The sequence below is a fragment of the Pseudomonas sp. B2M1-30 genome (assembly GCF_025447575.1).
In the GTDB taxonomy this organism is placed as follows: domain Bacteria; phylum Pseudomonadota; class Gammaproteobacteria; order Pseudomonadales; family Pseudomonadaceae; genus Aquipseudomonas; species Aquipseudomonas botevensis.
This window is the reverse complement of the sequence record NZ_JAOEJT010000011.1, coordinates 100,610-123,690: the sequence shown is the minus strand read 5'-3', so window position 1 is coordinate 123,690 and position 23,081 is coordinate 100,610. Positions and strand designations below refer to the sequence as shown.

The window sequence follows — 23,081 nt, the reverse complement described above, 5'->3', positions numbered from 1 at the left end:
GCACGCCGTTTCGTTTATTGCGATTTTCGTTTGATTCGAATACTGTTCCGGCATCCTCTCTTGGAATGCTGGAACAACACCATGCCCACTGTTATCCACCCCTCGCTCAATCTTCCCGCAGAACGCGAAGTGAAAGCTGCCATCGAGGGCCAGCGTGCCCTGGCGGCCTACCTCGCCACTCGTTTCGAAACTCAGCACATCCAGATATTCGACGAGCAGAACGAGGCTCATCGCGTCGAACTCCCCACCTCGGCCCTGCGTCTGCTGATCGATATTCTCGCGGAGCTGGCAGAAGGCAACGCGGTAAAGGTCGTCCCGGTGCATGCAGAACTGACCACGCAGGAAGCGGCCGACCTACTCAACGTCTCACGCCCACACCTGATAAAGCTGTTGGAAAACGGCGAGTTGTCCTACCACAAAACCGGCAAGCACCGACGTGTGCGTTTTGCCGATCTGATGGACTATAAAAACCGGCGCGACACCGCCAGCGAGCAGGCAATGGCGCTTCTCGCAGAGCAGGCACAGGCATTAAGGACTGGATACGAGTGACGCATTCTTCTTTCACCGCTGTATACGATGCATGTGTGCTGTACCCCGCCCCGCTGAGAGATTTTCCGATGTGGCTGGCTCTCTCCGGAAGATTCCGGGCGCGATGGACCAAGGAGATTCACAGCGAATGGAAACGCAATCCGTTGAAGAGTCGAACAGACCTGACGATGGAACAACTGGATCGCACGTCCGCGTTAATGGATCGAGCGATTCCCGATGCTTGTGTTGATGACTACGAAGACCTGATTGCCGGACTGACACTACCCGACAGCAATGACCGCCACGCTCTGGCAGCAGCCATACGCTGTGGCGCCAGCGTGATCGTGACCTTCAACCGGAAAGACTTTCCCGACGCTGCGCTTCAACCGTTTGGTGTCGAAGCGCAACATCCCGACGAGTTCGTCGACAACCTCTTCGATCTTGATCCTGTATCCGTTGTCATGGCGGCCCAAAAGCAGCGTCGCCAACTGAAAATGCCGACCATGGAAGTAGAGCCGTTTCTCAATCTTCTGCAACGCCAGGGTCTGGTTCAGTCAGTCAAGGCATTGAGCGGCTATCGGGCAATTCTCTGAGTCCTTGTTGCCCACACCAGACAGCAAAACGGCGATCCAGGGATCGCCGTTTTTCATTCACTCTCCGAACTGTTTGCCCAACCCCGCCGGCACGCCGTGGATGTTGGTGTCTTCCCACGGCCCGTTGGGGCTGATCGAGCGGCTCCAGCCGTTGTTCCAGCGGAAGTAGGTGCGCTGGCGGTAGAAGGTGTTGGGTTGGTCATCGAGGACGTAGACGCCCAGCTTCTGGTCCCAGTGGCTGTTGCCGCCTGGTGGCGGGGCGAAGCTGGCGGAGGTGCGGGGTGCCGGCTTGGCGGGTTTGGCCGGAATTCCCGGTTTGCCCGGCGTCGGCGAAGTCGACGGTGTGGGGCGAGGTTGCGACGGCGGGATCGGCGGCAGGTTGGTCGTCGGTTCCGGGCGTTGCACCGCACATGCGCTCAAGCCCAGGGCCAGTGTGAGGACTGTGATTCGGGCGATGGCGTTCATGGCGGTGCGTTCCTGTTTGGCGCCGGTTATTTGTCCGGGCTGTCGATGGTCAGTGTTTGTGGCGCGGTGGTGTTGCTGGCCAGCGGCCCGCTGCGACCCACCCATTCACCGGCAGTCGGCTGACCGGCCCGGGAGATGCGCGCAACCAGTTGGACTTCAGGGAAGTTCGACAGTTTCAATTGCGGCATCATGGCGTCGGCATCGCCCAGTTCGACGGTCACCGGCAGGTCGGCGACAGTCAGGCGCTTGGCCGCCAGGGGGGCCGGCGGGCCGGAAACGGCGCGAGCGAAAATGAACACGCTGTCACCCGGCTGAACCTTGCCTTTGAGTTCGCTGGCCAGGTTCACGCTGACCTTGAGCAAGGCTGCCGCCTTCGCGGCCGGCGCCTGGGCGACCTTGCCGCCACTGGCTTGCAGCTTCTCCGTGGCACGGGCGATACCGCCCTGCAAGGCTTCACGGGATTTGTCCTCTGGCGGCAGCTGCGCCAGCAGACGATTCCAGTAATCGATGGCTTGCTGATAGCGCTCGCCTTCGAATGCGGCGATGCCGAGCAGGCCGAGGCTGGTGACTTCTTTCGGATCAGCCTTGAGCGCTTCGTCGGTCAGGGCCTGGACTTTGTCCGACCACTTCTTGCCGTCGGCGAAATACTGGGCCTGCGCCCACTGGCCGAGCAGCTCCGGCTGACGACCGGCGAGGTTGACGGTGCGCTCGAACATTTTCGCCGCGTCCGCCGGGCGATCCTGGGCCATGTAGGTACGACCCAGGAAATACAAGCCTTCGGCGGAATCCGGTTGCGCCGCCACGGCACGCTCCAGGCGACGGGTCATCTCTTCCATCGACTGCGGCGCCTGGGCGAATTCACGGGTCAGCTCGACCTTGTCGCTGGCACCGAAATGCAGATACAGCCCCAGCCCCAATACCGGCACCAACAGTGCCGCCAGCAACGGCAACGGTTTGCCCAGACGGGAAACCCGCGCCGGAGCCACACCTTCGGTATCGGCGAGCAGTTCGCGGGCCGCTTCGGCGCGGCCGCTGTCCATTTGCGCGGCGTCGAGCACACCTTCGGCCTGTTGCGCCTGCAACTCGGCGACACGCTCCTGATACAGCGCAACGTTCAGGGCAGTACGATCCTCTTCCCGCTGGGCACGGCGACCACGCAACACGGGGATCAACAAGAAACTCAGGGCGACCAGAAGCAACAGCCCTGCGGCGAGCCAGAAATCAATCATTCTTGGTTTTTATCCAACAGTTGGTCGAGGCGCTGACGCTCTTCGGTGGACAGCGAATCAGGAGTCGCGGTGCGCTGCCCGCGCCGACGGCGGACAATCACCGCAATCACCACGAACCCGCCGAGCAACAGGCCGGCCGGGCCGAACCAGAGCAATGCGGTCTTGGCATTGAGCGCCGGTTTGTAGCGGACGAAATCACCGTAGCGGTCGACCATGAAGTCGATGATCTGCTGATTGTCCTTGCCCTCGCCGAGCATGCGGAAAATCTCCTTGCGCAGGTCGGCGGCGATCGGCGCGTTGGAGTCGGCGATGTCCTGGTTCTGGCACTTGGGGCAGCGCAGTTCCTTGGTCAGCTCACGGAAACGTTCGCGGTCGCCTTCTTTGGCAAACTCGTAGGTGTCGATGGCCGCGTGAGCCACGCCGGCCAGACTCAGCCCCAACACCACAGCAGCAAGAAAGCGCTTCATGGCTTGGCCTCATCGACCAGCGCCTGATACTTGGCCGCCAGTTTTTCGCGCCAGACCTGCTCGTCGATCACCCCGACGTACTTGTCACGGATGATGCCCTTGGCATCGATGAAGAAGGTTTCCGGCGCACCGTAAACGCCGAGGTTCAGGCCCAGGGAGCCTTCATCGTCGCGGATGTCCAGTTGGTACGGATTGTGGAACTCGGCCAGCCACTTCAGCGCATCGGCGTTGGTGTCCTTGTAATTGATGCCGTAGATCACCACGCCGCGCTCGGCGAGTTTGTTCAGCACCGGATGCTCGACCCGGCAGGAAATGCACCAGGTGCCCCAGACGTTGACCAGCGCCGGTTTGCCGAGGATGTCGGCGCGGGTCAGGGTCTTGTCACCCTGCACCGCCGGCAGCGAAAACTCCGGGAACGGCTTGTTGATCATCGCCGACGGCAGCTCCGCCGGGTCCAGGTACAGACCGCGATAAAGGAATACCGCCACCAGCAGGAAAATCGCCAGTGGCACCAGCATCAACCAACGTCTCATGCAGCGGCTCCTTCCATGCCCAGCGCTTCACGCACCCGGCTTTTGACTTTGACCCGGTAACGCCGATCCAGCGCCGCGAGCAATCCGCCGAAACCGGTCAGCAGGCCGCCGAACCAGATCCAGCGCACGAACGGTTTGACGTGGACCCGCACCGCCCAGGCGCCATCGCCCAGCGGCTCACCGAGAGCGACGTAGAGATCGCGGGTGAAACCGGCGTCAATCCCGGCCTCGGTCATCATCGAACTCTGCACCGTGTACAGGCGTTTTTCCGGGTGCAATACGCTGACTTCCTGGCCGTTGCGGATCACCCGCACAGTGCCCTTGTCAGAGGTGAAGTTCGGCCCTTCGAAGTGTTTGGCACCTTCGAACACGAACTGGTAACCAGCCAGCTCCATCGACTCGCCCGGCGCCAGACGCAGGTCGCGCTCGGCACTGTTCTGGCTCGACAACACCACACCCAGCGCGCACACCGCGATCCCCAGGTGCGCGAGCTGCATGCCCCAGTAACTGCGGGTCAGGCCCGGCAGACCTTTGATCAGGCCTTTGTGGCGGGTCTTGTCGACGATGTCACGAACACCGGCCAGCAGCACCCACGCCGCCAGCATGAAGGTCGCGAGCACCGCCCAGTTGAAATCACCGTAGGCGACCCCCGCCACCACCGACAGCGCGGCGCTGCCCAGCAGCACCGGGGTCAGCATGCTCGCCAGCCATTTCACCGGAGTGTCTTTCCAGCGCACGATCACGCCGACCGCCATCACCACCATCAGCAACGCCATCAACGGAATGAACAGCGCGTTGAAGTACGGCGGGCCGACCGACAGCTTGGCGCCGCTGATCGCATCCAGGACCAGCGGGTAAAGAGTGCCGAGCAGAATCATCGACGCCGCCACCACCAGTACCAGATTGTTGCCCAGCAACAGGGTTTCCCGCGACCACAGGTTGAAGCCGACCTGGCTCTTGACCACCGGCGCACGCAAGGCGAACAGGGTCAGCGAACCGCCGACCACGAACAGCAGGAAGATCAGAATGAACACGCCGCGTTCCGGATCCGAAGCGAACGCGTGGACCGAAGTCAGCACCCCGGAACGCACCAGGAACGTCCCGAGCAGGCTGAGGGAGAACGCGGCAATCGCCAGCAACACCGTCCAGCTCTTGAACACGCCGCGTTTTTCCGTGACCGCCAGCGAGTGAATCAGCGCGGTGCCCACCAGCCAAGGCATGAACGAGGCGTTTTCCACCGGGTCCCAGAACCACCAGCCGCCCCAGCCGAGTTCGTAGTAGGCCCACCACGAACCGAGGGTGATGCCGATGCCGAGGAAGGCCCAGGCGACGATGGTCCACGGACGCGACCAGCGTGCCCACGCCGCATCGAGGCGACCGCCCAGCAAGGCAGCGATGGCGAAGGCGAACGCCACCGAGAAACCGACGTAGCCCATGTAGAGCATCGGCGGATGGACGATCAGGCCGATATCCTGCAGCAGTGGGTTGAGGTCACGACCGTCGGCCGGAATCTGCGGCAAGATTCGCGAAAACGGGTTCGAGGTCAGGATCAGGAACAGCAGGAAACCGGTGCTGATCATGCCCATCACCGCCAGCACCCGGGCGAGCATGACTTGCGGCAACTGCCGGGAGAACACCGAGACCGCGAAGGTCCAGCCGCCGAGGATCAATGCCCACAGCAGCAACGAACCTTCGTGGGCGCCCCACACCGCGCTGAACTTGTAGTACCACGGCAAGGCACTGTTGGAGTTCATTGCCACGTAGGCGACGGAGAAATCATCGGTCATGAACGCGTAGGTCAGACAGCCGAAGGCGAACAGCAGAAACGCAAACTGCCCCCACGCGGCCGGTTGCGCCAGACCCATCCACAAGCGGTCGCCGCGCCAGGCACCGAGTAGGGGCACCACGGCCTGCACCAGCGCCAGGCACAGCGCCAGAATCATCGCCAGATGACCCAGCTCCGGAATGAAAATGGTCGAAGTCATCGATCAACCCTCCTTCGCAGGCGTCGGCGCGGATTGACCGCTGTCCTTGAGCGCCTTGGTGACTTCCGGCGGCATGTACTTCTCGTCGTGCTTGGCCAGCACCTCGTCGGCGACCACCACGCCGTCGGCGTTGAGCTTGCCGAGGGCGACGATGCCCTGCCCTTCACGGAACAGGTCCGGGAGGATGCCGCGATAGGTGATGGTCACCGACTTGTTGAAATCGGTGACGATGAATTTCACGTCCAGCGAATCCGAAGAGCGCTGCAGCGAGCCCTTCTCGACCATGCCGCCGGCACGGATGCGCGTGTCCTGCGGTGCTTCGCCGTTGGCGATCTGGGTCGGGGTGTAGAACAGATTGATGTTCTGCTGCAGGGCGCTCAGGGCCAGGCCGACGGCAGCGCCGACCCCGACCAGAATCGCCAGAATGATGATCAGACGTTTTTTGCGCAGCGGATTCACTTGCCGTTCTCCCGGCGCAGACGACGCGCCTCTTGTTGCAGATACCGCTTGCGGGCCAGGATCGGCGCCGCCACGTTGAGGGCCAGCACCGCCAGGCAGATGCCGTAGGCCGACCAGACATACAGGCCGTGATGGCCCATGGCGAGGAAGTCGCCGAATGACGCGAAACTCATCGAGCGGCCTCCAGGCTATTCTGCACTTCTTCTTTCACCCAACTGGCGCGGGCCTCGCGCTTGAGTACTTCAAGGCGCATGCGCAGCAGCAATACCGCGCCGAAGAAACAGTAGAAACCCAACGCCGTCAGCAGCAGCGGCAGCCACATCTCCACCGGCATCGCCGGTTTTTCGGTGAGGGTGAAGGTCGCGCCCTGGTGCAGGGTGTTCCACCACTCCACCGAGTATTTGATGATCGGGATGTTGATCACCCCGACGATCGCCAGCACCGCGCAGGCCTTGGCGGCGCTGTCACGGTTGCTGATGGCGTTGCCCAGGGCGATCACGCCGAAGTACAGGAACAGCAGAATCAGCATCGAGGTTAGGCGCGCGTCCCAGACCCACCACGAGCCCCAGGTCGGCTTGCCCCAGATCGCCCCGGTGACCAGCGCCACGGCGGTCATCCACGCGCCGATCGGGGCGGCGCATTGCAGGGCGACGTCGGCCAGTTTCATCTTCCACACCAGCCCTACAACACCGCACACCGCCAGCATCACGTAGATCGACTGGGCGAGCATCGCGGTAGGTACGTGGATATAGATGATGCGAAAGCTGTTGCCTTGCTGATAGTCCGGCGGCGCGAAGGCCAGGCCCCAGATGACGCCGACAGAGATCAGCAGCAACGCCGCGATACTGAGCCACGGCAGCATTTTGCTGCTGATGCCGTAGAACCACTTGGGCGAGCCGAGCTTGTGAAACCAGGTCCAGTTCATACTGTTTCCATCACGGGTGCGCTTCGCTATGAAACGCCTGGGTCTTTGCTGATCAAATTTTGATCAGACCTCATCATTATTCGCCGACACTGATCTTCAGGCCAGCCGCTATTGCAAAGGGTGTCAGGGTTATCGCCAGGGCGGTCAGGCTGCCAAGCCACAACAGATAACCAATCGCCGGCATGCCCTGCAATGCCGCCTGCAAGGCGCCACTGCCCAGGATCAACACCGGGATGTACAACGGCAGAATCAGCAGCGCGAGCAACAGGCCACCACGCTTCAGACCGACCGTCAGCGCCGCGCCCACCGCGCCGAGCAGACTCAGCACCGGCGTTCCCAGCAGCAACGACAGCAGCAGAACCGGCAGGCAGGCGGCCGGCAATCCGAGCATCAAAGCCAGCAAGGGCGAGAGCAAAACCAGTGCCAGCCCGGAAAAAAGCCAGTGTGCCAGCACCTTGGCCAAGACCAGAAGTGGCAGGGGGTGCGGCGAAAGGACCCACTGCTCCAGGGATCCATCCTCGAAATCACTGCGGAAAAGCCCGTCCAGCGAGAGCAGGACCGACAAAAGCGCCGCCACCCAGACTAACCCCGGGGACAAGTTTTGCAACACTTGTGTCTCCGGGCCGACGGCCAGCGGGAACAAGGCAATGACAATGGCGAAGAAAATCAGCGGATTGGCCAGCTCCGCCGGGCGGCGGAACAGCAGTCGGGATTCACGGGCAACCAGCAGACCGAACACACTCATACCGCCCAATTCCCCAGATCGATGTCGCGATAACCGGCCGGCATCCGGCTCAGGGTGTGGTGGGTGGTCAACACCACCATGCCGCCGCGCTCGCAGTGCCCGGCCAGATGCGCTTCCAGTTGCACCACGCCCTGCTTGTCGAGGGCGGTGAACGGTTCGTCGAGAATCCACAGCGGCGGGCTATCCAGATACAGGCGCGCCAACGCCACTCGGCGCTGCTGGCCGGCGGACAGGCTGTGGCAGGGAACATCTTCGAAACCGCGCAATCCAACCGCCGCCAGGGCCTGCCAGATTGCCTCGCGTCCGGCCGGTTGATGCAGGGCGCAGAGCCAGGACAGGTTTTCTTCCGGGGTGAGCAAATCCTTGATCCCGGCGGCGTGGCCGATCCACAGCAGGTTGCGCGCCAGTTCGCCACGCTGCTCGTTCAACGGTTGGCCGTTGAGCAAGACCTGACCACCGGTCGGCTGCATCAGCCCGGCCAGCAGGCGCAGCAGACTGGTCTTGCCGCTGCCGTTGGGGCCGCTGATCTGCACCATATCGCCACTGGCCAGTCTCAATTCGAGATTTTCGAAGAGCAGCCTCAAATCTCGCTCACAAGCGAGGGCGACGGTTTGCAGGACAGGGCTGGTCAAGGGATCACGGGCCTTATACGGTTCAAGTCGGCTCTGGCGCGGCCGTTAAAGTGATGCAGCATAGATGCAAAAACGGCTTGATCTAGAGAGCTGCGTCAAACAAATGCAATGTTTTAGCCACTCTCGGAAAGACGGGCGGCATTATACATGCCGTACCTTACTCTCAAGCGTGCAATTTCCTCAGGTTGTGTCCGCGTATGACAGGTGAAATGAACATCCTCCCGCTCCCGCAAACCACGCCGGCGAACAGTCGCCCACAAGTGGTCAGCGGTGAATTGCTCAAGCTGCTGACGCCGGTCGAGGGGTTGATCGGCGCCGGTCAGAGCGCCCGGGCCGAGGTGTTGTCGCTCAAACAGGCGGACCAGACCTTTCAATTGCTGCTCAAGGTCACCCTCGACAACGGTCGCCAGACCACCGTGCAGGCCACCAGCAGCCAGCCCCTACCCCAGGGCACCAGCCTGGCGATCACCCAGCCATCGGCGGGCAACCTGGCGATCACCGTGCAACAGGCCATCGCCAGCAGCGTCGCCACCCTTACCCGCATCGACACCGCGCAATTGCCGGTCGGCACTCTGCTGCAAGGCAAGGTGCTGACCGCTCAGGTGCTGCCGCAAGTGCCGGGACAACCGACGGTGTATCGCTCGCTGGTGACGCTGCTCAACACCGCGTTGAGTGGCAGCACCCTGAGCATCGACAGCCCGCAACCGCTGCGCATCGGCACGCTGCTGTCGGCGCTGGTGCAGGACACCCAGACCCTGAAATTCCTGCCCCTGAGCAATCGTCAGGAGCAACTGGCGGTCAGCCAGCAACTGGTCAGTCAGCAGAGCCGTCAGGGTTCGCTCGATGGCTTGCTGAAGATCCTCCAGAACCTGCCGCCCGCCAGCAGCGATCAGACCTCCCCGGATTTGCGCGCGGCGGTCGACAAACTGCTCGCCAGCCTGCCGGATGTACAACAATTGAGCACCCCTCGGGGTCTGGCCCAGGCCCTGGCCAACAGCGGGGTTTTCCTCGAAACCAAATTGCTCACCGGGCAAAACCCGACGCTGACCCCGGACATGAAAAGCGACCTGCTGAAACTGATCGCGCAGCTCACGCCAGGACTGCCGAGCAGCACCAGTTTCAACGCGATCATCGCCGCCAACACCCTGGCCCAGGCGCTGCCGAGTTTCGTACGCAACGCCCTCGGCACCCTCGGCCAGGTCAGCGCCAAACCTGTGCCGAGCAGCTTCCCGCTGCCCGAACGACTGCTGCAAAGTCTGGAAGGCGAAGGCGATCTGGAGCATCTGCTGCGCCTCGCGGCAGCGGCGGTATCGCGCCTGCAAAGCCATCAGTTATCGAGCCTGGAACAGACCGGCGTCACCGACGACGGCCGTCTGCTGAGCACCTGGCAACTGGAAATCCCCATGCGCAACTTGCAGGACATCGTGCCGTTGCAGGTCAAATTCCAGCGCGAGGAAGCCCCGGAAAAACAGGAGCCAAACGAGCAACGCCGCGACGAGCGCGAACCCAAACAACAACTGTGGCGCGTCGATCTGGCATTCGACATGGAACCGCTGGGGCCGATGCAGATTCAGGCGCAACTCATCAGTGGCAGCCTGTCGAGCCAGCTCTGGGCCGAACGGCCGTACACCGCAAGCCTGATCGAAAGCAATCTGGCCGCGCTGCGCCAGCGCCTGCTGGATTCGGGGCTGAATGTCGGCGATCTCGACTGCCACCTCGGCACTCCGCCGCAAGGCAACCAAACCCGTCTCGAACACCGCTGGGTCGACGAAACCGCATGAACGATTCCACCGCACCACGCCAGGCCATCGCCCTCAAATACGACGGCAGCCACGCCCCGACGCTCACCGCCAAGGGCGATGAAGAACTGGCCGAAGAAATCCTGCGCATCGCCCGCGACTGCGAAGTACCGATCTACGAAAACGCCGAACTGGTGCGCCTGCTCGCGCGCATGGAACTGGGCGACAGCATTCCGCCGGAGCTGTACCTGACGATCGCCGAGATCATCGCGTTTGCGTGGAATCTGAAGGGCAAGTTCCCGCAAGGACAGGATCCGGATGCGCCGATGGTCGAGAAGGACATCACCGATCGCGGGGATGATTACTGAGGTTTCGAAGCCCCCTTCGCAAACAAGCCCGCCGCCACGTTGATTGTGGGAGCGGGCTTGCTCGCGAAGGGCGATTTCAGCTTCAACGCAAAAATCAGCTTCTGTGCAGCTTTCTCATCAACTCTGCCTCAGCCTGGGTCAAGCCGCAGGACTGGGTCAGTTCATCGACGCTCGCGCCCATGCCCACCAGTTTCGCCGCCTGGGCGAACGACAGGCTCGAGGGGTCGCGCTGTTCCAGCTGGATGATCTTGTCCGGCAACGGACCGACGACCGCGCGCAGCTCGTGCAGGGCTTCGCCCATGCGCACGTTGCCGTTCTGGTAATCGTCGACGCGCTTGGCCAGGTCCTTGATGCGCTGGTCACGCAGCGCATCGCCCTGGGCCTGTTGCGCAGCGATCAGCCGCTGCGCCTTGATGTACGCCAGAAACATCGCCAGCGTGCCTGCCCAGAAAAGGAACAGGACAATGACCGCTACCTCGAGAATCAATCAGATATTCTCCAGTTCCGACCATTCTTCTTCGCTCATCATCTTGTCCAGCTCGACCAGGATCAGCAACTCGTTGTTCTTGTTGCATACGCCCTGGATGAACTTGGCCGACTCTTCGTTACCGACGTTTGGCGCGGTCTCGATTTCCGACTGACGCAGGTAAACCACTTCAGCCACGCTGTCGACCATGATCCCGACCACTTGCTTGTCGGCCTCGATGATGACGATACGGGTGTTGTCGCTGATCTCGCCGCTCATCAGGCCGAAGCGCTGACGGGTGTCGATCACGGTCACCACGTTGCCGCGCAGGTTGATGATGCCCAGCACGTAGCTTGGCGCACCCGGAACCGGAGCGATTTCGGTGTAGCGCAGGACTTCCTGAACGCGCATCACGTTGATGCCGTAGGTTTCATTGTCCAGTTTGAAGGTCACCCATTGCAGGATCGGATCTTCGGAACCCTTTGCCGCCGTAGCCTTGTCGTTCATACCCTAGCCCCTCGAAAAACCGCGCCTGGCGGTGTGTGTTCGGTGCGCCGGCTTCAAGGGCCAGCGCGTGTCTTTTATGTCGGTTTGTGGTTCGGCTTACTGCCGGACATGTGCTTGGCCCCACCGCTGGCGATCAACTCGGCCAGTGCGGCGACATCGAGCAAGGCGCACATGTGTTCAATCACCGTGCCGGCGAGCCATGGCCGCTGCCCTCGGTGACTTCTCCATTTGATTTCATTCGGGTCCAGGCGCAGCGAGCGGCTGACCTGATGCACCGCCAGCCCCCACTCGTAGCCCTGCACCGAAATCACGTACTGCAAGCCCTGGCGGAAGTCGTCGCGATAACGATCCGGCATGACCCAACGCGCGGTGTCCAGCACCTTCAGGTTGCCGGCCTGGCTCGGCAGGATGCCGAGGAACCATTCCGGCTGACCGAACAGCGGCGTCAATTCGTGGCCGGCCAGCGAATAGATCGAACCCAGGCACACCAGCGGCACCGCCAGGGTCAGCCCGGCGACGTCAAACAACAGGCATTCGAACGCTTCGGCGGCCCAGGCCGGACGACCATCGGTGTCCACCGGCGGCGGTGTGTTACTCGGCGGCAGATGCACTTCCACCAGCGGCGGAACCAGCGTTTGCTCAACCTGCACAGGGGCCGGCGCTTGTGGCTCGACCGGCGCGAGAGCGGGTTCCGGTTCCGGCGTCGTTTGCAGCAATCGGGTTTGCAACAGCGGTGCGAGGGTCGAAACCGGCCGCACAGGTTCCGGGGTTTCGATCAATGCCACAGGCGCTCTGGCAACCGGGGCCGGGGCCGGGGCTGGCGCCGCCACCGTTGTCACCGGTCTGGCAGACGCCTGTGCATCGCGCGCCTGCTCTTCAAGCACCGCTGCCTGGAATTCATCGAGCGCGGCGGCACTTTCAACCACTTCGACCTGCGCCTCGACTTCGTCCGGCAACGCCTCCGGCACGTCCTGCAACAAGCTGTCCAGATAGGACTGCAAAGCCATCTGCGGACGTGAAGTCAGTTTGATCGGCCGGTTCATGCTCAGGCCACCTGCGGAACGAGTTGCTGCGCCAGCAAATGCTTGAGCAGCGCGCGGTAAGCCAGCACGCCACGGCTCTTGCCATCGAACTGCGAAGGCGTGACACCTGCACGGCTGGCATCGCGCAGACGGGTATCGACCGGGATGTAACCCTGCCAGATCTCGTCGGGGAATTTGTCACGCAACACCCGCAGGGTGCCCATCGACGCCTGGGTGCGGCGGTCGAACAGGGTCGGCACGATGCTGAACGGCAGCGCCTGTTTGCGCGAGCGGTTGATCATTGCCAGGGTGTTGACCATGCGCTCCAGACCTTTGACGGCCAGGTGTTCGGTCTGCACCGGGATCACCAGTTGCTGACTGGCGGCCAGGGCGTTGACCATCAGTACGCCCAACAGCGGCGGGCTGTCGATGATCGCGTAATCGAAATCCTGCCACAGCTGCGCCAGACTCTTGGCGATCACCAGGCCCAGGCCACTCTGCCCCGGCGACTGGCGCTCGAGGGTCGCCAGCGCGGTGCTCGACGGCAGCAGGGAAATGCGTTCGTCGCTGGTCGACAGCAGCAACTGCCCCGGCAGGCCTTGCGGCACGCCGCCCTTGTGCAGGAACAGGTCGTAGTTGCTGTGTTCCAGGCTGTCGGGATCGTAACCGAAATAGCTGGTCATCGAGCCGTGGGGGTCGAGATCGACCACAACCACGCGCTTGCCCGCCTCGGCCAGCAACCCGGCTAAAGCGATGGAGGAAGTGGTTTTACCGACACCACCCTTTTGATTGGCGACTGCCCAGACTCTCATTCGGATCATTCCTCCCGGCCGAGATGCTCGGCCGAGACATAGCTCAGCGTATTAATGCGGGCGACGGAGAATTGACGGCACTCTCGCGTCCCGGCGTCTTGACCGGGGTCGGTGCAGTTTGTGTGCCAGCGCGCTTCAATGCCGCGTCCGGTGTTGCATTGGCGGTGCCCGTACCGGTGAGGCTGCGGCGCACGTCCAGATTTCGCGACACCACCAGCACCACGCGACGGTTTTTCGCGCGGCCCTCGGCGGTGGCATTGTTGGCCACCGGCTGGAATTCGCCGTAGCCCACCGACGCCAGGCGACCTGGGTTCACCCCCTGCATCGCCAGCATGCGCACGATGCTCGCCGAACGCGCCGAGGACAGCTCCCAGTTGGTCGGGTACTGCGCGGTGCGGATCGGCTGGTCATCGGTGAAGCCTTCGACGTGGATCGGGTTGTCGAACGGTTTGAGGATCGCTGCGACCTTGTCGATGATGCTGAACGCGATGTCGCTCGGCATCGCGTCGCCGCTGCCGAACAACAGGCTGGAGTTCAGCTCGATCTCGACCCACAGCTCGTTGCCGCGCACGGTCATCTGGTTGGAACTGATCAGGTCGCCGAACGCGGCGCTGATGTCGTCGGCAATGCTTTTCAGCGGATCGCTGGCCCCGGCGATACCGGCGTCGACCTGCTCGCTGTCCTTGACCAGCGGCTTGGCCGGGGTCACGGTCTTCGGTCGTTCTTCGCCGATGGGGATCGGCTTGAGCGCGCGGTCGGAGTCGGTGAAGACCCCGATCAACGCTTCGGAAATGATCTTGTACTTGCCTTCGTTGATCGACGAGATCGAGTACATCACCACAAAGAAAGCGAACAGCAGCGTGATGAAGTCTGCGTACGACACAAGCCAGCGCTCGTGGTTGACGTGTTCTTCATGCTGGCGACGACGAGCCATAGTCCATTACCCCCATCAATCCATGAAGCCCTGAAGCTTCAGCTCGATAGAGCGAGGGTTTTCACCTTCGGCGATCGACAAAATACCTTCCAACAACATTTCGCGATAACGCGACTGCCGCAACGCGATTGACTTGAGCTTGGCGGCGACCGGCAGCAGCACCAGGTTGGCACTCGCCACACCGTAGATGGTGGCGACGAACGCCACGGCGATGCCGTTGCCCAGTTGCGACGGATCGGCCAGGTTGCCCATGACATGAATCAGGCCCATCACTGCCCCGATGATGCCGATGGTCGGCGCGTAGCCGCCCATGCTTTCGAAGACCTTGGCAGCTTCGATGTCGCGGGCTTCCTGGGTGTAGAAATCGACTTCAAGAATGCTGCGGATCGCTTCCGGCTCGGCGCCGTCGACCAACAGTTGCAGGCCTTTGCGCGAGTAGGCGTCCGGTTCGGCATCTGCCACGCCTTCCAGGCCGAGCAGGCCTTCCTTGCGCGCGGTGAGACTCCAGTTGACCACCCGGTCGATGCCGCCGGCCAGGTCCACCCGTGGCGGGAAGAAGATCCAGGCGAGAATCTGCATGGCGCGCTTGAAGGCGCTCATCGGCGATTGCAGCAGCGCGGCCCCGATCGTGCCGCCCAGCACGATCAGCGCCGCCGGGCCGTTGGCCAGCGCGCCGAGGTGACCGCCTTCAAGGAAGTTGCCGCCGATGATGGCGACGAACGCCATGATGATCCCGATAAGGCTTAGAACATCCATCAGATGCACGCCTCGACCAGATGCTTGCCGATATCGTCCAGGCCGTACACCGCGTCGGCGAGGTCAGCTTTGACGATCGCCATCGGCATGCCGTAGATCACGCAACTGGCTTCGTCCTGCGCCCACACCGAACTGCCGCCCTGCTTGAGCAGACGCGCGCCTTCACGGCCGTCGGCGCCCATGCCGGTCAGCACCACCGCCAGAACTTTGTCGCCGTAGGATTTCGCGGCGGAGCCGAAGGTGATGTCTACGCACGGCTTATAGTTCAGACGTTCGTCGCCCGGGAGGATTTTCACCGCGCCACGGCCGTCGATCATCATCTGCTTGCCACCCGGCGCCAGCAGCGCCATGCCCGGACGCAGGATGTCGCCATCCTCGGCTTCCTTGACGCTGATGCGGCACAGCTTGTCCAGACGCTCGGCGAACGCCTTGGTGAACGCTGCCGGCATGTGCTGGATCAGCACGATCGGCGCCGGGAAGTTGGCCGGCAACTGGGTCAGGACCCGTTGCAGGGCTACCGGGCCGCCGGTCGATGTACCGATCGCCACCAGTTTGTAGGACTTGCGCTTGGGGGCCGGCGACGAAGCGCTGGCCGCCGGAGTGCGGGTCGGTGCATGGACAGGGGCTGGCGCCGGACGGGCCGGAGCGCTGCTGCCATGGCTGGCGAAACTCGACGACGCAGGTGCAGGCGCGGGTGTCGGCGCAGGCGCAGCAGCCGGCGCCGGTGCGCTGTAGGCACTGAAACGACGGTTACTGCGCGAGATGCTGTGAACCTTCTCGCACAGCAACTGCTTGACCTTCTCCGGGTTGCGGGAGATGTCTTCGAAATTCTTCGGCAGGAAATCCACCGCGCCGGCATCCAGCGCATCCAGGGTCACCCGGGCGCCTTCGTGGGTCAGCGAGGAGAACATCAACACCGGGGTCGGGCAGCGCTGCATGATATGCCGCACGGCCGTGATGCCGTCCATCATCGGCATCTCGTAGTCCATGGTGATCACGTCCGGCTTGAGGGCCAGGGCCTGATCGATCGCCTCTTTACCGTTGGTCGCCGTACCGACGACCTGGATGCTCGGATCCGCTGAAAGAATTTCCGAGACGCGGCGGCGGAAAAAACCCGAATCGTCCACCACCAGGACTTTGACTGCCATAAACACTCCATTAGGTGCGGCGAGACGTTGTCGCCCCGCCGCCCCGGATTCAAATACGCCGTGCGGCGTAACGCTTGAGCATGCTCGGAACATCGAGAATCAGTGCAATGCGGCCGTCACCGGTGATGGTGGCGCCGGACATGCCCGGAGTTCCCTGGAGCATCTTGCCCAACGGCTTGATGACCACTTCTTCCTGGCCGACCAGTTGATCGACGACGAAGCCGATCCGCTGGGTGCCCACCGAAAGGATCACCACATGGCCCTCGCGCTGCTCTTCGTGAGCGGCGGAGCTGACCAGCCAGCGCTTGAGGTAGAACAATGGCAGCGCCTTGTCCCGCACGATCACCACTTCCTGGCCATCCACCACGTTGGTGGTCGACAGGTCGAGGTGGAAGATTTCGTTGACGTTCACCAGCGGGAACGCGAACGCCTGGTTGCCGAGCATCACCATCAGGGTCGGCATGATCGCCAGGGTCAGCGGCACCTTGATGACGATCTTCGAACCCTGGCCCTTGGTCGAGTAGATGTTGATCGAACCGTTGAGCTGGGAAATCTTGGTCTTCACCACGTCCATGCCGACGCCACGGCCGGACACGTCGGAAATCTCGGTCTTGGTCGAGAAGCCCGGGGCGAAGATCAGGTTGTAGCATTCGGTGTCGCTCAGGCGATCGGCCGCATCCTTGTCCATCACACCGCGTTTTACCGCGATCGAACGCAGGACGTTCGGGTCCATGCCCTTGCCGTCATCGGAAATCGACAGCAGGATGTGGTCGCCTTCCTGTTCGGCGGCCAGCACCACCTTGCCGCCACGGGCCTTGCCCGAGGCTTCGCGTTCTTCCGGCGACTCGATACCGTGGTCGACCGCGTTGCGCACCAAGTGGACCAGCGGGTCGGCCAGTGCTTCGACGAGGTTCTTGTCGAGGTCGGTCTCTTCACCCACCAGTTCCAGGTTGATCTCTTTCTTGAGCTGACGCGCCAGGTCGCGAACCAGACGCGGGAAGCGCCCGAAGACCTTCTTGATCGGCTGCATCCGGGTCTTCATCACCGCGGTCTGCAAGTCGGCCGTGACCACGTCGAGGTTCGACACGGCCTTGGACATGGCTTCGTCGCCGCTGTTGAGGCCCAGGCGCACCAGACGGTTACGCACCAGTACCAGTTCGCCGACCATGTTCATGATTTCGTCGAGACGCGCGGTGTCGACCCGCACGGTGGTCTCGGCTTCACTGGCCGGTTTTTCCGGTGGCGGCGAAGCCGGCGCACGGGCAGGTGCCGGTGCGGCAGCGGCGGCCGGTTTTGGCGCTTCGGCTTTTGGCTCGGCGGCTTTCGCGGCCGGCTTCGGCGCAGCGGCCGGAGTCTTGGCGGCAGGTGCGGCGGCAGCAGGCGTGGCGACGGCCGAAGTGCTGCCGGCGGAAACTGGCGCACCGCTAGCGACGTCCGTGAACTTGCCTTTGCCGTGCAGCTGGTCGAGCAGCGATTCGAATTCGTGATCGGTGATCAGATCGCTGCCCGCAGCGGCCGCAGCCGGAGCGGCAGGCGCCGGGGCCGAAGCAATGGCCGACTCCAGCGCTTCGACGGCGAAGTTGCCTTTGCCGTGCAACTGATCGAGCAGGGCTTCGAACTCATCGTCGGTAATGTCGGAGCTGTCGCCCGCTGCCGGCGCCGCAGGAGCGGCCGCCGCCGGGGCCACCGCATCAGCGGCGAACTGACCCTTGCCGTGAAGCTGGTCGAGCAGCGACTCGAACTCGGCATCGGTGATTTCATCGCTGGCCGCTTCATCGGCGCTCTGCACCGGCGCAGCCACGGCCGCCGGAGCCTCGGCTTCAGCCTTGACGGCGCTCAGCGAGTCCAGCAACTGTTCGAATTCGTTATCGGTGATGTCGCCCGAGGCTGCGTCTTCAACGACCAGTTCCTCGATCATCTCGGCCACCGGCGAGGCCACGGCTTCATCAGCCGATTGCGGCTCGGCCAGACGCGACAGCGCCGCCAGCAGTTCCGGTGTTGCAGCGGTGATCGGGCTGCGATCGCGAACTTCGCCGAACATGCTGTTCACCGAGTCCAGCGCTTCGAGTACCACGTCCATCAGTTCTGCATCTACGCGACGCTCACCCTTGCGCAGGATGTCGAACACGTTTTCGGCGATGTGACAGCACTCCACCAGCTCGTTGAGCTGAAGGAAGCCGGCGCCCCCTTTTACAGTGTGGAAACCGCGAAAAATTGCGTTGAGCAGATCCGCGTCATCCGGACGGCTTTCCAGCTCGACCAGTTGCTCGGACAGTTGCTCAAGAATCTCGCCGGCCTCAACCAGGAAATCCTGAAGGATCTCTTCATCGGCGCCGAAGCTCATTAATGGGGTGCTCCTACAGGTCTAAAAACCCAAAAAAACTCAAAATCCAAGGCTGGATAGCAAATCGTCCACATCGTCCTGACCGGACACAACGTCTTCTCGTTTATCGGCATGAATCTGCGGACCTTCACCCTGCGAGAGATGTTTTTGTGGATCTTTTTCAGCAAGCATCGCCGCACGGTCATGTTCGATGCCCGCGAAGCGGTCCACCTGACTGGCCATGAGGACGAGTTTGAGCAGGTTGCTTTCGACTTCGGTGACCAACTGGGTCACACGCTTGATCACCTGACCGGTGAGGTCCTGGTAATCCTGGGCCAGCAGAATGTCGTTCAGGTTGGCCGATACGGCGCGGTTGTCCGCGCTGCTGCGTGCCAGAAAACCGTCGACCCGGCGAGCCAGTTCACGGAACTCTTCGGCACCGACTTCGCGGCGCATGAAACGCCCCCAGTCGGCACTCAACGCCTGGGCTTCGTCAGCCAGGCCATTGACCACCGGCGTGGCGCTCTCCACCAGATCCATGGTGCGGTTGGCGGCGTTCTCGGTCAGCTTGACCACATAGCCCAGGCGTTCGGTCGCATCAGTGATCTGCGACACTTCCTCGGCTTGCGGCATGTGCGGATCGATCTGGAAATTGACGATCGCGCTGTGCAGTTCACGCGTGAGCTTGCCCACTTCCTGGTACAGGCCACGGTCGCGGGTCTGATTGAGCTCATGGATCAGTTGCACGGCTTCGCCGAACTTGCCTTTTTCAAGGCTTTCGACCAGTTCGACCGCGTGTTTTTTCAGAGTCGACTCGAAGTCGCCCTGTGAAGATTCGTTATGCTCCATAGCTCCCCCGGGGCGCGTACATCAGCCGATGCGTTCGAAAATCTTCTCGATCTTTTCTTTCAGTGCCTGAGCTGTGAAAGGTTTGACCACGTAGCCGTTAACGCCGGCCTGGGCCGCTTCGATGATCTGTTCGCGCTTGGCTTCAGCGGTCACCATCAGCACCGGCAGGTGCTTGAGCTTTTCATCGGCGCGCACGTGACGCAGCAGGTCGATGCCGGTCATGCCGGGCATGTTCCAGTCAGTCACCAGAAAGTCGATGCTGCCGCTGTTGAGCACCGGAATGGCGGTGGTGCCATCGTCCGCTTCAACGGTGTTGGTGAACCCCAGATCACGCAGCAGGTTCTTGATGATCCGCCGCATCGTCGAGAAATCGTCAACGATGAGGATTTTCATGTCTTTGTTCAATTCGACCTCCAAGCAGTCTTAAACGCGCCCAGCACCTGGACGCGCCATTTCAATCAATCCGGCAAAGCACTCAAAGACTGTCTGGAGCACAACAGATCGAGACCGGTGCCGTTCACCACCGCACCAGCCTCGTTCGCAGCGTCCCCACACCGCCCTCAGCGCGCTCGCCACTCCCCCAAACGCCCCCGCAAACGGGCCGCGCACTGGCTGTGTAACTGGCTGACCCGCGATTCACTGACGCCCAGGACTTCACCGATTTCCTTGAGGTTCAGCTCTTCGTCGTAGTACAGCGCCAACACCAGTCGCTCACGCTCCGGCAAATTGGCAATCGCGTCCGCCAGCGCGGCCTGGAATCGCTCGTCTTCCAGATCGCGCGACGGCTCCAGATGAGCACTGGCGCCATCCTCGTGCAGACCTTCGTGTTCGCCGTCCTGCAACAGGTCGTCGAAACTGAACAGCCGGCTGCCCAAGGTGTCATTCAAAATCCCGTAGTAATCGTCGAGACTCAATTGGAGTTCGGCCGCAACCTCGTGATCTTTAGCGTCACGGCCGGTTTTAGCTTCAATTGCGCGAATCGCGTCGCTGACCATACGGGTGTTGCGGTGAACCGAGCGTGGCGCCCAGTCCCCCTTGCGCACTTCATCGAGCATCGCGCCACGGATCCGGATGCCCGCGTACGTTTCGAAACTGGCGCCCTTGCTGGCGTCGTATTTGGTCGAGACTTCGAGCAGGCCGATCATCCCGGCCTGGATCAAGTCCTCGACCTGCACACTGGCCGGCAATCGCGCCAGCAAGTGGTAGGCAATGCGTTTGACCAGTGGCGCGTAACGCTCGATCAGCTCGTACTGCGCGTCACGTGCCGACTTCTTGTAGTAGTTCATACCGCTGGCGGTCATAGCACTGGCCCTGCCGTTTGCTGCACGAGGCGCTCGACGAAAAATTCGAGGTGCCCACGCGGGTTGGCGGGCAGCGGCCAGGTGTCGACCTTCTGGGCGATGGCCTTGAACGCCAGCGCGCACTTGGAACGCGGGAAGGCTTCATAGACCGCACGCTGTTTCTGCACCGCCTTGCGCACGCTTTCGTCGTAAGGCACCGCGCCCACGTATTGTAGGGCGACGTCAAGGAAGCGATCAGTGACCTTGGTCAACTTGGCGAACAGATTGCGCCCTTCCTGCGGGCTCTGCGCCATGTTGGCGAGGACGCGGAAGCGGTTCATGCCGTAGTCGCGGTTGAGCAGTTTGATCAGCGCGTAGGCGTCGGTGATGGACGTCGGTTCGTCGCAGACCACCAGCAGCACTTCCTGGGCGGCGCGGACAAAACTGACCACCGAGTCACCGATACCCGCAGCGGTGTCGATCACCAGCACGTCGAGGTTGTCACCGATATCGCTGAAGGCCTGGATCAGACCGGCATGCTGCGCCGGGCTCAGGTGAACCATGCTCTGGGTGCCGGAAGCGGCCGGCACGATGCGGATCCCGCCCGGCCCCTGCAACAGCACGTCGCGCAGCTCGCAGCGGCCTTCGATCACGTCGGCCAGTGTGCGTTTTGGCGTAAGCCCCAGCAGAACGTCGACGTTCGCCAGCCCCAGATCGGCGTCCAGCAGCATGACCCGACGGCCAAGCTCTGCCAGCGCCAGAGACAAGTTCACTGACACGTTAGTCTTGCCGACGCCACCTTTGCCGCCGGTCACCGCGATCACCTGTACGGGATGCATGCTGCCCATGTTATTTCTTTACCTTGTCTTGCATAGACGGAGGCCACATTACTGGCTGCGCGTTCACAACCGGAACAATGCGTGGCAAGCCATCGATGTAGGTACAAAAACTGTTCATTACCTCAGCCAACCTGCTTGGTCGGGCTGTGGTAGATATCAGCGAACATGTCAGCCATGGCTTCTTCGCTGGGTTCTTCCTGCATTTGCACGCTGACGGCGCGGCTGACCAGTTGATGACGGCGCGGCAGATGCAGATCATCCGGAATGCGCGGGCCATCGGTCAGGTAGGCGACCGGCAGTTCATGGCTGATCGCCAGGCTCAACACCTCGCCCAGACTGGCCGTTTCATCCAGTTTAGTCAGGATGCACCCGGCGAGCCCGCAACGCTTGTAACTGTGATAAGCGGCGGTTAGAACCTGTTTCTGGCTGGTGGTTGCCAGCACCAGATAATTTTTCGAGCGGATGCCGCGACCGGCCAGGCTTTCCAGTTGCATGCGCAGGGCCGGGTCGCTGGCCTGCAGGCCGGCGGTGTCGATCAGCACCACGCGCTTGCGCAGCAGCGGATCCAGCGCCTGCACCAGGGACTGGCCCGGGTCGACGTGGGTCACCGACACATTGAGGATCCGCCCCAGCGTCTTCAACTGCTCCTGGGCACCGATGCGGAAGCTGTCCATGCTCACCAGCGCAATGTTCTGCGCGCCGTACTTGAGCACGTAGCGAGCGGCCAGCTTGGCCAGCGTGGTGGTCTTGCCCATGCCGGCCGGGCCGACCATGGCAATCACCCCGCCGTCTTCCAGCGGCTCGACTTCCGGAACAGAGATCATCCGCGCCAAGTGCGCGAGCAACATGCGCCAGGCCTGACGCGGCTCTTCGATATCGCTGATCATCGCCAGCAGATCACGGGACAGCGGGCCGGACAGGCCGATCCGTTGCAGGCGACGGTAAAGATTGGCCTGGGCCGGACGGCTGCCTTGCAGCTGGTTCCAGGCCAGGGTGCCGAGCTGCACTTCCATCAGTTCGCGCAGGCTGTTGAGTTCGAACCGCATCGAGTCCAGCGCACGCGGATCGACACCGGCAGCGGCCGGGGCAGGCGCCACCGGGGCCGGGCGATTCGGCGCGGCGTAGGTCGGCTCGGTCAGCGGTTCGGCAGCGGTCAGCGGCAGGCCGGCCGTCAGCGGCAGCCCGGAGAACAACTGGCGATTGGTGCTGCCGTCGGCTTCGCCACGCAGGCTCAGCTCGGCCTGGGCGGTGACGATGCGCGACTGGGTCTTGCGCAGCTCGTCTTCGAGTTCCATGTTCGGCACCCGTGGCGCCAGCGCCGACAGTTTGTAATCCAGCGCCGCCGTCAGCTCGACGCCGCCGGCAATGCGGCGGTTGCCAATGATGGCGGCATCAGCGCCCAGCTCATCACGAACCAGCTTCATGGCCTGACGCATATCGGCGGCGAAAAAACGCTTAACTTGCATAAACCACTACC

The 23,081-nt window shown here is 62.4% G+C and carries 27 protein-coding genes; 4 read left to right on the top strand and 23 right to left on the bottom strand.

Annotated elements, in window-relative coordinates:
* The first annotated feature begins 81 nt into the window (after positions 1-81).
* Together N8H74_RS20790 and N8H74_RS20785 are read left to right on the top strand one after the other, a co-directional pair.
* Positions 82-549 (top strand): helix-turn-helix domain-containing protein, encoded by a 468-nt coding sequence (locus N8H74_RS20790; protein ID WP_262149909.1) that lies wholly within the window; start codon positions 82-84, stop codon positions 547-549.
* Positions 546-1,121: a PIN domain-containing protein gene (locus tag N8H74_RS20785; protein ID WP_262149907.1), complete on the top strand. Its 576-nt coding sequence runs from the start codon at positions 546-548 to the stop codon at positions 1,119-1,121. The genes N8H74_RS20790 and N8H74_RS20785 overlap by 4 nt, the downstream gene beginning before the upstream one ends.
* Positions 1,122-1,178: 57 nt before the next feature.
* Here N8H74_RS20785 and N8H74_RS20780 read toward each other — a convergent pair whose 3' ends face one another.
* From N8H74_RS20780 to ccmA, 10 genes are all read right to left on the bottom strand, one after another.
* On the bottom strand, positions 1,179-1,586 hold the full coding sequence (locus tag N8H74_RS20780; protein ID WP_262149905.1) for a hypothetical protein: 408 nt from the start codon (positions 1,584-1,586) through the stop codon (positions 1,179-1,181).
* A 26-nt stretch (positions 1,587-1,612) separates the two neighbouring features.
* Positions 1,613-2,815, bottom strand: coding sequence for a c-type cytochrome biogenesis protein CcmI (gene ccmI / locus N8H74_RS20775; protein WP_217832177.1), 1,203 nt, complete (start codon positions 2,813-2,815; stop codon positions 1,613-1,615).
* The gene (locus N8H74_RS20770; protein WP_262149903.1) at positions 2,812-3,282 is read right to left on the bottom strand and encodes a cytochrome c-type biogenesis protein; all 471 of its coding nucleotides are present in this window, start codon (positions 3,280-3,282) and stop codon (positions 2,812-2,814) included. Before N8H74_RS20770 ends, ccmI begins: the two co-directional genes overlap by 4 nt.
* Positions 3,279-3,815 (bottom strand): DsbE family thiol:disulfide interchange protein, encoded by a 537-nt coding sequence (locus N8H74_RS20765; RefSeq protein WP_085611514.1) that lies wholly within the window; start codon positions 3,813-3,815, stop codon positions 3,279-3,281. Before N8H74_RS20765 ends, N8H74_RS20770 begins: the two co-directional genes overlap by 4 nt.
* Positions 3,812-5,800, bottom strand: a complete 1,989-nt coding sequence (locus N8H74_RS20760; protein WP_262149900.1) for a heme lyase CcmF/NrfE family subunit — start codon at positions 5,798-5,800, stop codon at positions 3,812-3,814. Before N8H74_RS20760 ends, N8H74_RS20765 begins: the two co-directional genes overlap by 4 nt.
* A gap of 3 nt (positions 5,801-5,803) precedes the next feature.
* Positions 5,804-6,259 (bottom strand): cytochrome c maturation protein CcmE, encoded by a 456-nt coding sequence (ccmE, locus tag N8H74_RS20755; protein ID WP_217832180.1) that lies wholly within the window; start codon positions 6,257-6,259, stop codon positions 5,804-5,806.
* Complete coding sequence (gene ccmD, locus N8H74_RS20750; RefSeq protein ID WP_008055370.1) at positions 6,256-6,432, bottom strand: heme exporter protein CcmD; 177 nt, start codon at positions 6,430-6,432, stop codon at positions 6,256-6,258. Before ccmD ends, ccmE begins: the two co-directional genes overlap by 4 nt.
* On the bottom strand, positions 6,429-7,184 hold the full coding sequence (locus N8H74_RS20745) for a heme ABC transporter permease (protein WP_217832181.1): 756 nt from the start codon (positions 7,182-7,184) through the stop codon (positions 6,429-6,431). The genes ccmD and N8H74_RS20745 overlap by 4 nt, the downstream gene beginning before the upstream one ends.
* Before the next feature lie 76 nt (positions 7,185-7,260).
* Positions 7,261-7,929: a heme exporter protein CcmB gene (ccmB, locus tag N8H74_RS20740; protein WP_007959235.1), complete on the bottom strand. Its 669-nt coding sequence runs from the start codon at positions 7,927-7,929 to the stop codon at positions 7,261-7,263.
* Positions 7,926-8,561 (bottom strand): cytochrome c biogenesis heme-transporting ATPase CcmA, encoded by a 636-nt coding sequence (gene ccmA, locus N8H74_RS20735; protein ID WP_262149894.1) that lies wholly within the window; start codon positions 8,559-8,561, stop codon positions 7,926-7,928. Before ccmA ends, ccmB begins: the two co-directional genes overlap by 4 nt.
* Before the next feature lie 197 nt (positions 8,562-8,758).
* Here ccmA and N8H74_RS20730 point away from each other — a divergent pair, with 197 nt between their 5' ends.
* Together N8H74_RS20730 and N8H74_RS20725 are read left to right on the top strand one after the other, a co-directional pair.
* Positions 8,759-10,342 carry a flagellar hook-length control protein FliK gene (locus N8H74_RS20730; RefSeq protein ID WP_262149892.1) on the top strand — a complete coding sequence of 528 codons (1,584 nt, stop codon included), beginning with the start codon at positions 8,759-8,761 and terminating at the stop codon, positions 10,340-10,342.
* Complete coding sequence (locus N8H74_RS20725; RefSeq protein ID WP_262149890.1) at positions 10,339-10,668, top strand: EscU/YscU/HrcU family type III secretion system export apparatus switch protein; 330 nt, start codon at positions 10,339-10,341, stop codon at positions 10,666-10,668. The genes N8H74_RS20730 and N8H74_RS20725 overlap by 4 nt, the downstream gene beginning before the upstream one ends.
* 94 nt (positions 10,669-10,762) lie before the next feature.
* Here the strand turns inward: N8H74_RS20725 and N8H74_RS20720 are convergent, their stop codons facing one another.
* The 13 genes from N8H74_RS20720 to flhF all read right to left on the bottom strand — a co-directional run bounded on the left by N8H74_RS20720 (position 10,763) and on the right by flhF (position 23,070).
* Positions 10,763-11,155, bottom strand: a complete 393-nt coding sequence (locus N8H74_RS20720; RefSeq protein ID WP_217832185.1) for a DUF2802 domain-containing protein — start codon at positions 11,153-11,155, stop codon at positions 10,763-10,765.
* The gene (locus tag N8H74_RS20715; RefSeq protein ID WP_007959223.1) at positions 11,156-11,641 is read right to left on the bottom strand and encodes a chemotaxis protein CheW; all 486 of its coding nucleotides are present in this window, start codon (positions 11,639-11,641) and stop codon (positions 11,156-11,158) included.
* Between the two features lie 74 nt (positions 11,642-11,715).
* Entirely contained in the window at positions 11,716-12,684 is a 969-nt protein-coding gene (locus N8H74_RS20710) for a CheW domain-containing protein (RefSeq protein ID WP_262149885.1), read from the bottom strand.
* 2 nt (positions 12,685-12,686) lie between these two features.
* Entirely contained in the window at positions 12,687-13,475 is a 789-nt protein-coding gene (locus N8H74_RS20705) for a ParA family protein (RefSeq protein ID WP_011333076.1), read from the bottom strand.
* Between the two features lie 43 nt (positions 13,476-13,518).
* On the bottom strand, positions 13,519-14,409 hold the full coding sequence (gene motD, locus N8H74_RS20700) for a flagellar motor protein MotD (protein WP_217832187.1): 891 nt from the start codon (positions 14,407-14,409) through the stop codon (positions 13,519-13,521).
* A 15-nt stretch (positions 14,410-14,424) separates the two neighbouring features.
* On the bottom strand, positions 14,425-15,165 hold the full coding sequence (locus N8H74_RS20695; RefSeq protein ID WP_085710490.1) for a flagellar motor protein: 741 nt from the start codon (positions 15,163-15,165) through the stop codon (positions 14,425-14,427).
* Positions 15,165-16,313: a chemotaxis response regulator protein-glutamate methylesterase gene (locus N8H74_RS20690; RefSeq protein ID WP_262149881.1), complete on the bottom strand. Its 1,149-nt coding sequence runs from the start codon at positions 16,311-16,313 to the stop codon at positions 15,165-15,167. Before N8H74_RS20690 ends, N8H74_RS20695 begins: the two co-directional genes overlap by 1 nt.
* Before the next feature lie 49 nt (positions 16,314-16,362).
* A complete protein-coding gene (locus tag N8H74_RS20685; protein WP_262149879.1) occupies positions 16,363-18,657 on the bottom strand; it encodes a chemotaxis protein CheA in 2,295 nt (764 codons plus the stop codon).
* 39 nt (positions 18,658-18,696) lie between these two features.
* Positions 18,697-19,485 carry a protein phosphatase CheZ gene (locus N8H74_RS20680; RefSeq protein WP_217832190.1) on the bottom strand — a complete coding sequence of 263 codons (789 nt, stop codon included), beginning with the start codon at positions 19,483-19,485 and terminating at the stop codon, positions 18,697-18,699.
* Between the two features lie 21 nt (positions 19,486-19,506).
* Positions 19,507-19,878 carry a chemotaxis response regulator CheY gene (locus N8H74_RS20675; protein ID WP_003183998.1) on the bottom strand — a complete coding sequence of 124 codons (372 nt, stop codon included), beginning with the start codon at positions 19,876-19,878 and terminating at the stop codon, positions 19,507-19,509.
* Between the two features lie 167 nt (positions 19,879-20,045).
* Entirely contained in the window at positions 20,046-20,786 is a 741-nt protein-coding gene (fliA, locus tag N8H74_RS20670) for an RNA polymerase sigma factor FliA (RefSeq protein ID WP_003222919.1), read from the bottom strand.
* Positions 20,783-21,613 (bottom strand): flagellar synthesis regulator FleN, encoded by an 831-nt coding sequence (gene fleN, locus N8H74_RS20665; RefSeq protein WP_003222917.1) that lies wholly within the window; start codon positions 21,611-21,613, stop codon positions 20,783-20,785. Before fleN ends, fliA begins: the two co-directional genes overlap by 4 nt.
* A 113-nt stretch (positions 21,614-21,726) precedes the next feature.
* On the bottom strand, positions 21,727-23,070 hold the full coding sequence (flhF, locus tag N8H74_RS20660; RefSeq protein WP_217832191.1) for a flagellar biosynthesis protein FlhF: 1,344 nt from the start codon (positions 23,068-23,070) through the stop codon (positions 21,727-21,729).
* Between the last annotated feature and the right edge of the window lie 11 nt (positions 23,071-23,081).

Bases quoted from the DNA above. Each gene is read 5' to 3' on its own strand.
- N8H74_RS20790 (WP_262149909.1), top strand. From the start codon at position 82: ATGCCCACTGTTATCCACCCCTCGCTCAATCTTCCCGCAGAACGCGAA.
- N8H74_RS20780 (WP_262149905.1), bottom strand. From the start codon at position 1,586: ATGAACGCCATCGCCCGAATCACAGTCCTCACACTGGCCCTGGGCTTG.
- ccmI (WP_217832177.1), bottom strand. From the start codon at position 2,815: ATGATTGATTTCTGGCTCGCCGCAGGGCTGTTGCTTCTGGTCGCCCTG.
- N8H74_RS20770 (WP_262149903.1), bottom strand. From the start codon at position 3,282: ATGAAGCGCTTTCTTGCTGCTGTGGTGTTGGGGCTGAGTCTGGCCGGC.
- N8H74_RS20765 (WP_085611514.1), bottom strand. From the start codon at position 3,815: ATGAGACGTTGGTTGATGCTGGTGCCACTGGCGATTTTCCTGCTGGTG.
- N8H74_RS20760 (WP_262149900.1), bottom strand. From the start codon at position 5,800: ATGACTTCGACCATTTTCATTCCGGAGCTGGGTCATCTGGCGATGATT.
- ccmD (WP_008055370.1), bottom strand. From the start codon at position 6,432: ATGAGTTTCGCGTCATTCGGCGACTTCCTCGCCATGGGCCATCACGGC.
- N8H74_RS20745 (WP_217832181.1), bottom strand. From the start codon at position 7,184: ATGAACTGGACCTGGTTTCACAAGCTCGGCTCGCCCAAGTGGTTCTAC.
- ccmB (WP_007959235.1), bottom strand. From the start codon at position 7,929: ATGAGTGTGTTCGGTCTGCTGGTTGCCCGTGAATCCCGACTGCTGTTC.
- N8H74_RS20730 (WP_262149892.1), top strand. From the start codon at position 8,759: ATGACAGGTGAAATGAACATCCTCCCGCTCCCGCAAACCACGCCGGCG.
- N8H74_RS20725 (WP_262149890.1), top strand. From the start codon at position 10,339: ATGAACGATTCCACCGCACCACGCCAGGCCATCGCCCTCAAATACGAC.
- N8H74_RS20715 (WP_007959223.1), bottom strand. From the start codon at position 11,641: ATGAACGACAAGGCTACGGCGGCAAAGGGTTCCGAAGATCCGATCCTG.
- N8H74_RS20710 (WP_262149885.1), bottom strand. From the start codon at position 12,684: ATGAACCGGCCGATCAAACTGACTTCACGTCCGCAGATGGCTTTGCAG.
- N8H74_RS20705 (WP_011333076.1), bottom strand. From the start codon at position 13,475: ATGAGAGTCTGGGCAGTCGCCAATCAAAAGGGTGGTGTCGGTAAAACC.
- motD (WP_217832187.1), bottom strand. From the start codon at position 14,409: ATGGCTCGTCGTCGCCAGCATGAAGAACACGTCAACCACGAGCGCTGG.
- N8H74_RS20695 (WP_085710490.1), bottom strand. From the start codon at position 15,165: ATGGATGTTCTAAGCCTTATCGGGATCATCATGGCGTTCGTCGCCATC.
- N8H74_RS20690 (WP_262149881.1), bottom strand. From the start codon at position 16,313: ATGGCAGTCAAAGTCCTGGTGGTGGACGATTCGGGTTTTTTCCGCCGC.
- N8H74_RS20685 (WP_262149879.1), bottom strand. From the start codon at position 18,657: ATGAGCTTCGGCGCCGATGAAGAGATCCTTCAGGATTTCCTGGTTGAG.
- N8H74_RS20680 (WP_217832190.1), bottom strand. From the start codon at position 19,485: ATGGAGCATAACGAATCTTCACAGGGCGACTTCGAGTCGACTCTGAAA.
- N8H74_RS20675 (WP_003183998.1), bottom strand. From the start codon at position 19,878: ATGAAAATCCTCATCGTTGACGATTTCTCGACGATGCGGCGGATCATC.
- fliA (WP_003222919.1), bottom strand. From the start codon at position 20,786: ATGACCGCCAGCGGTATGAACTACTACAAGAAGTCGGCACGTGACGCG.
- fleN (WP_003222917.1), bottom strand. From the start codon at position 21,613: ATGGGCAGCATGCATCCCGTACAGGTGATCGCGGTGACCGGCGGCAAA.
- flhF (WP_217832191.1), bottom strand. From the start codon at position 23,070: ATGCAAGTTAAGCGTTTTTTCGCCGCCGATATGCGTCAGGCCATGAAG.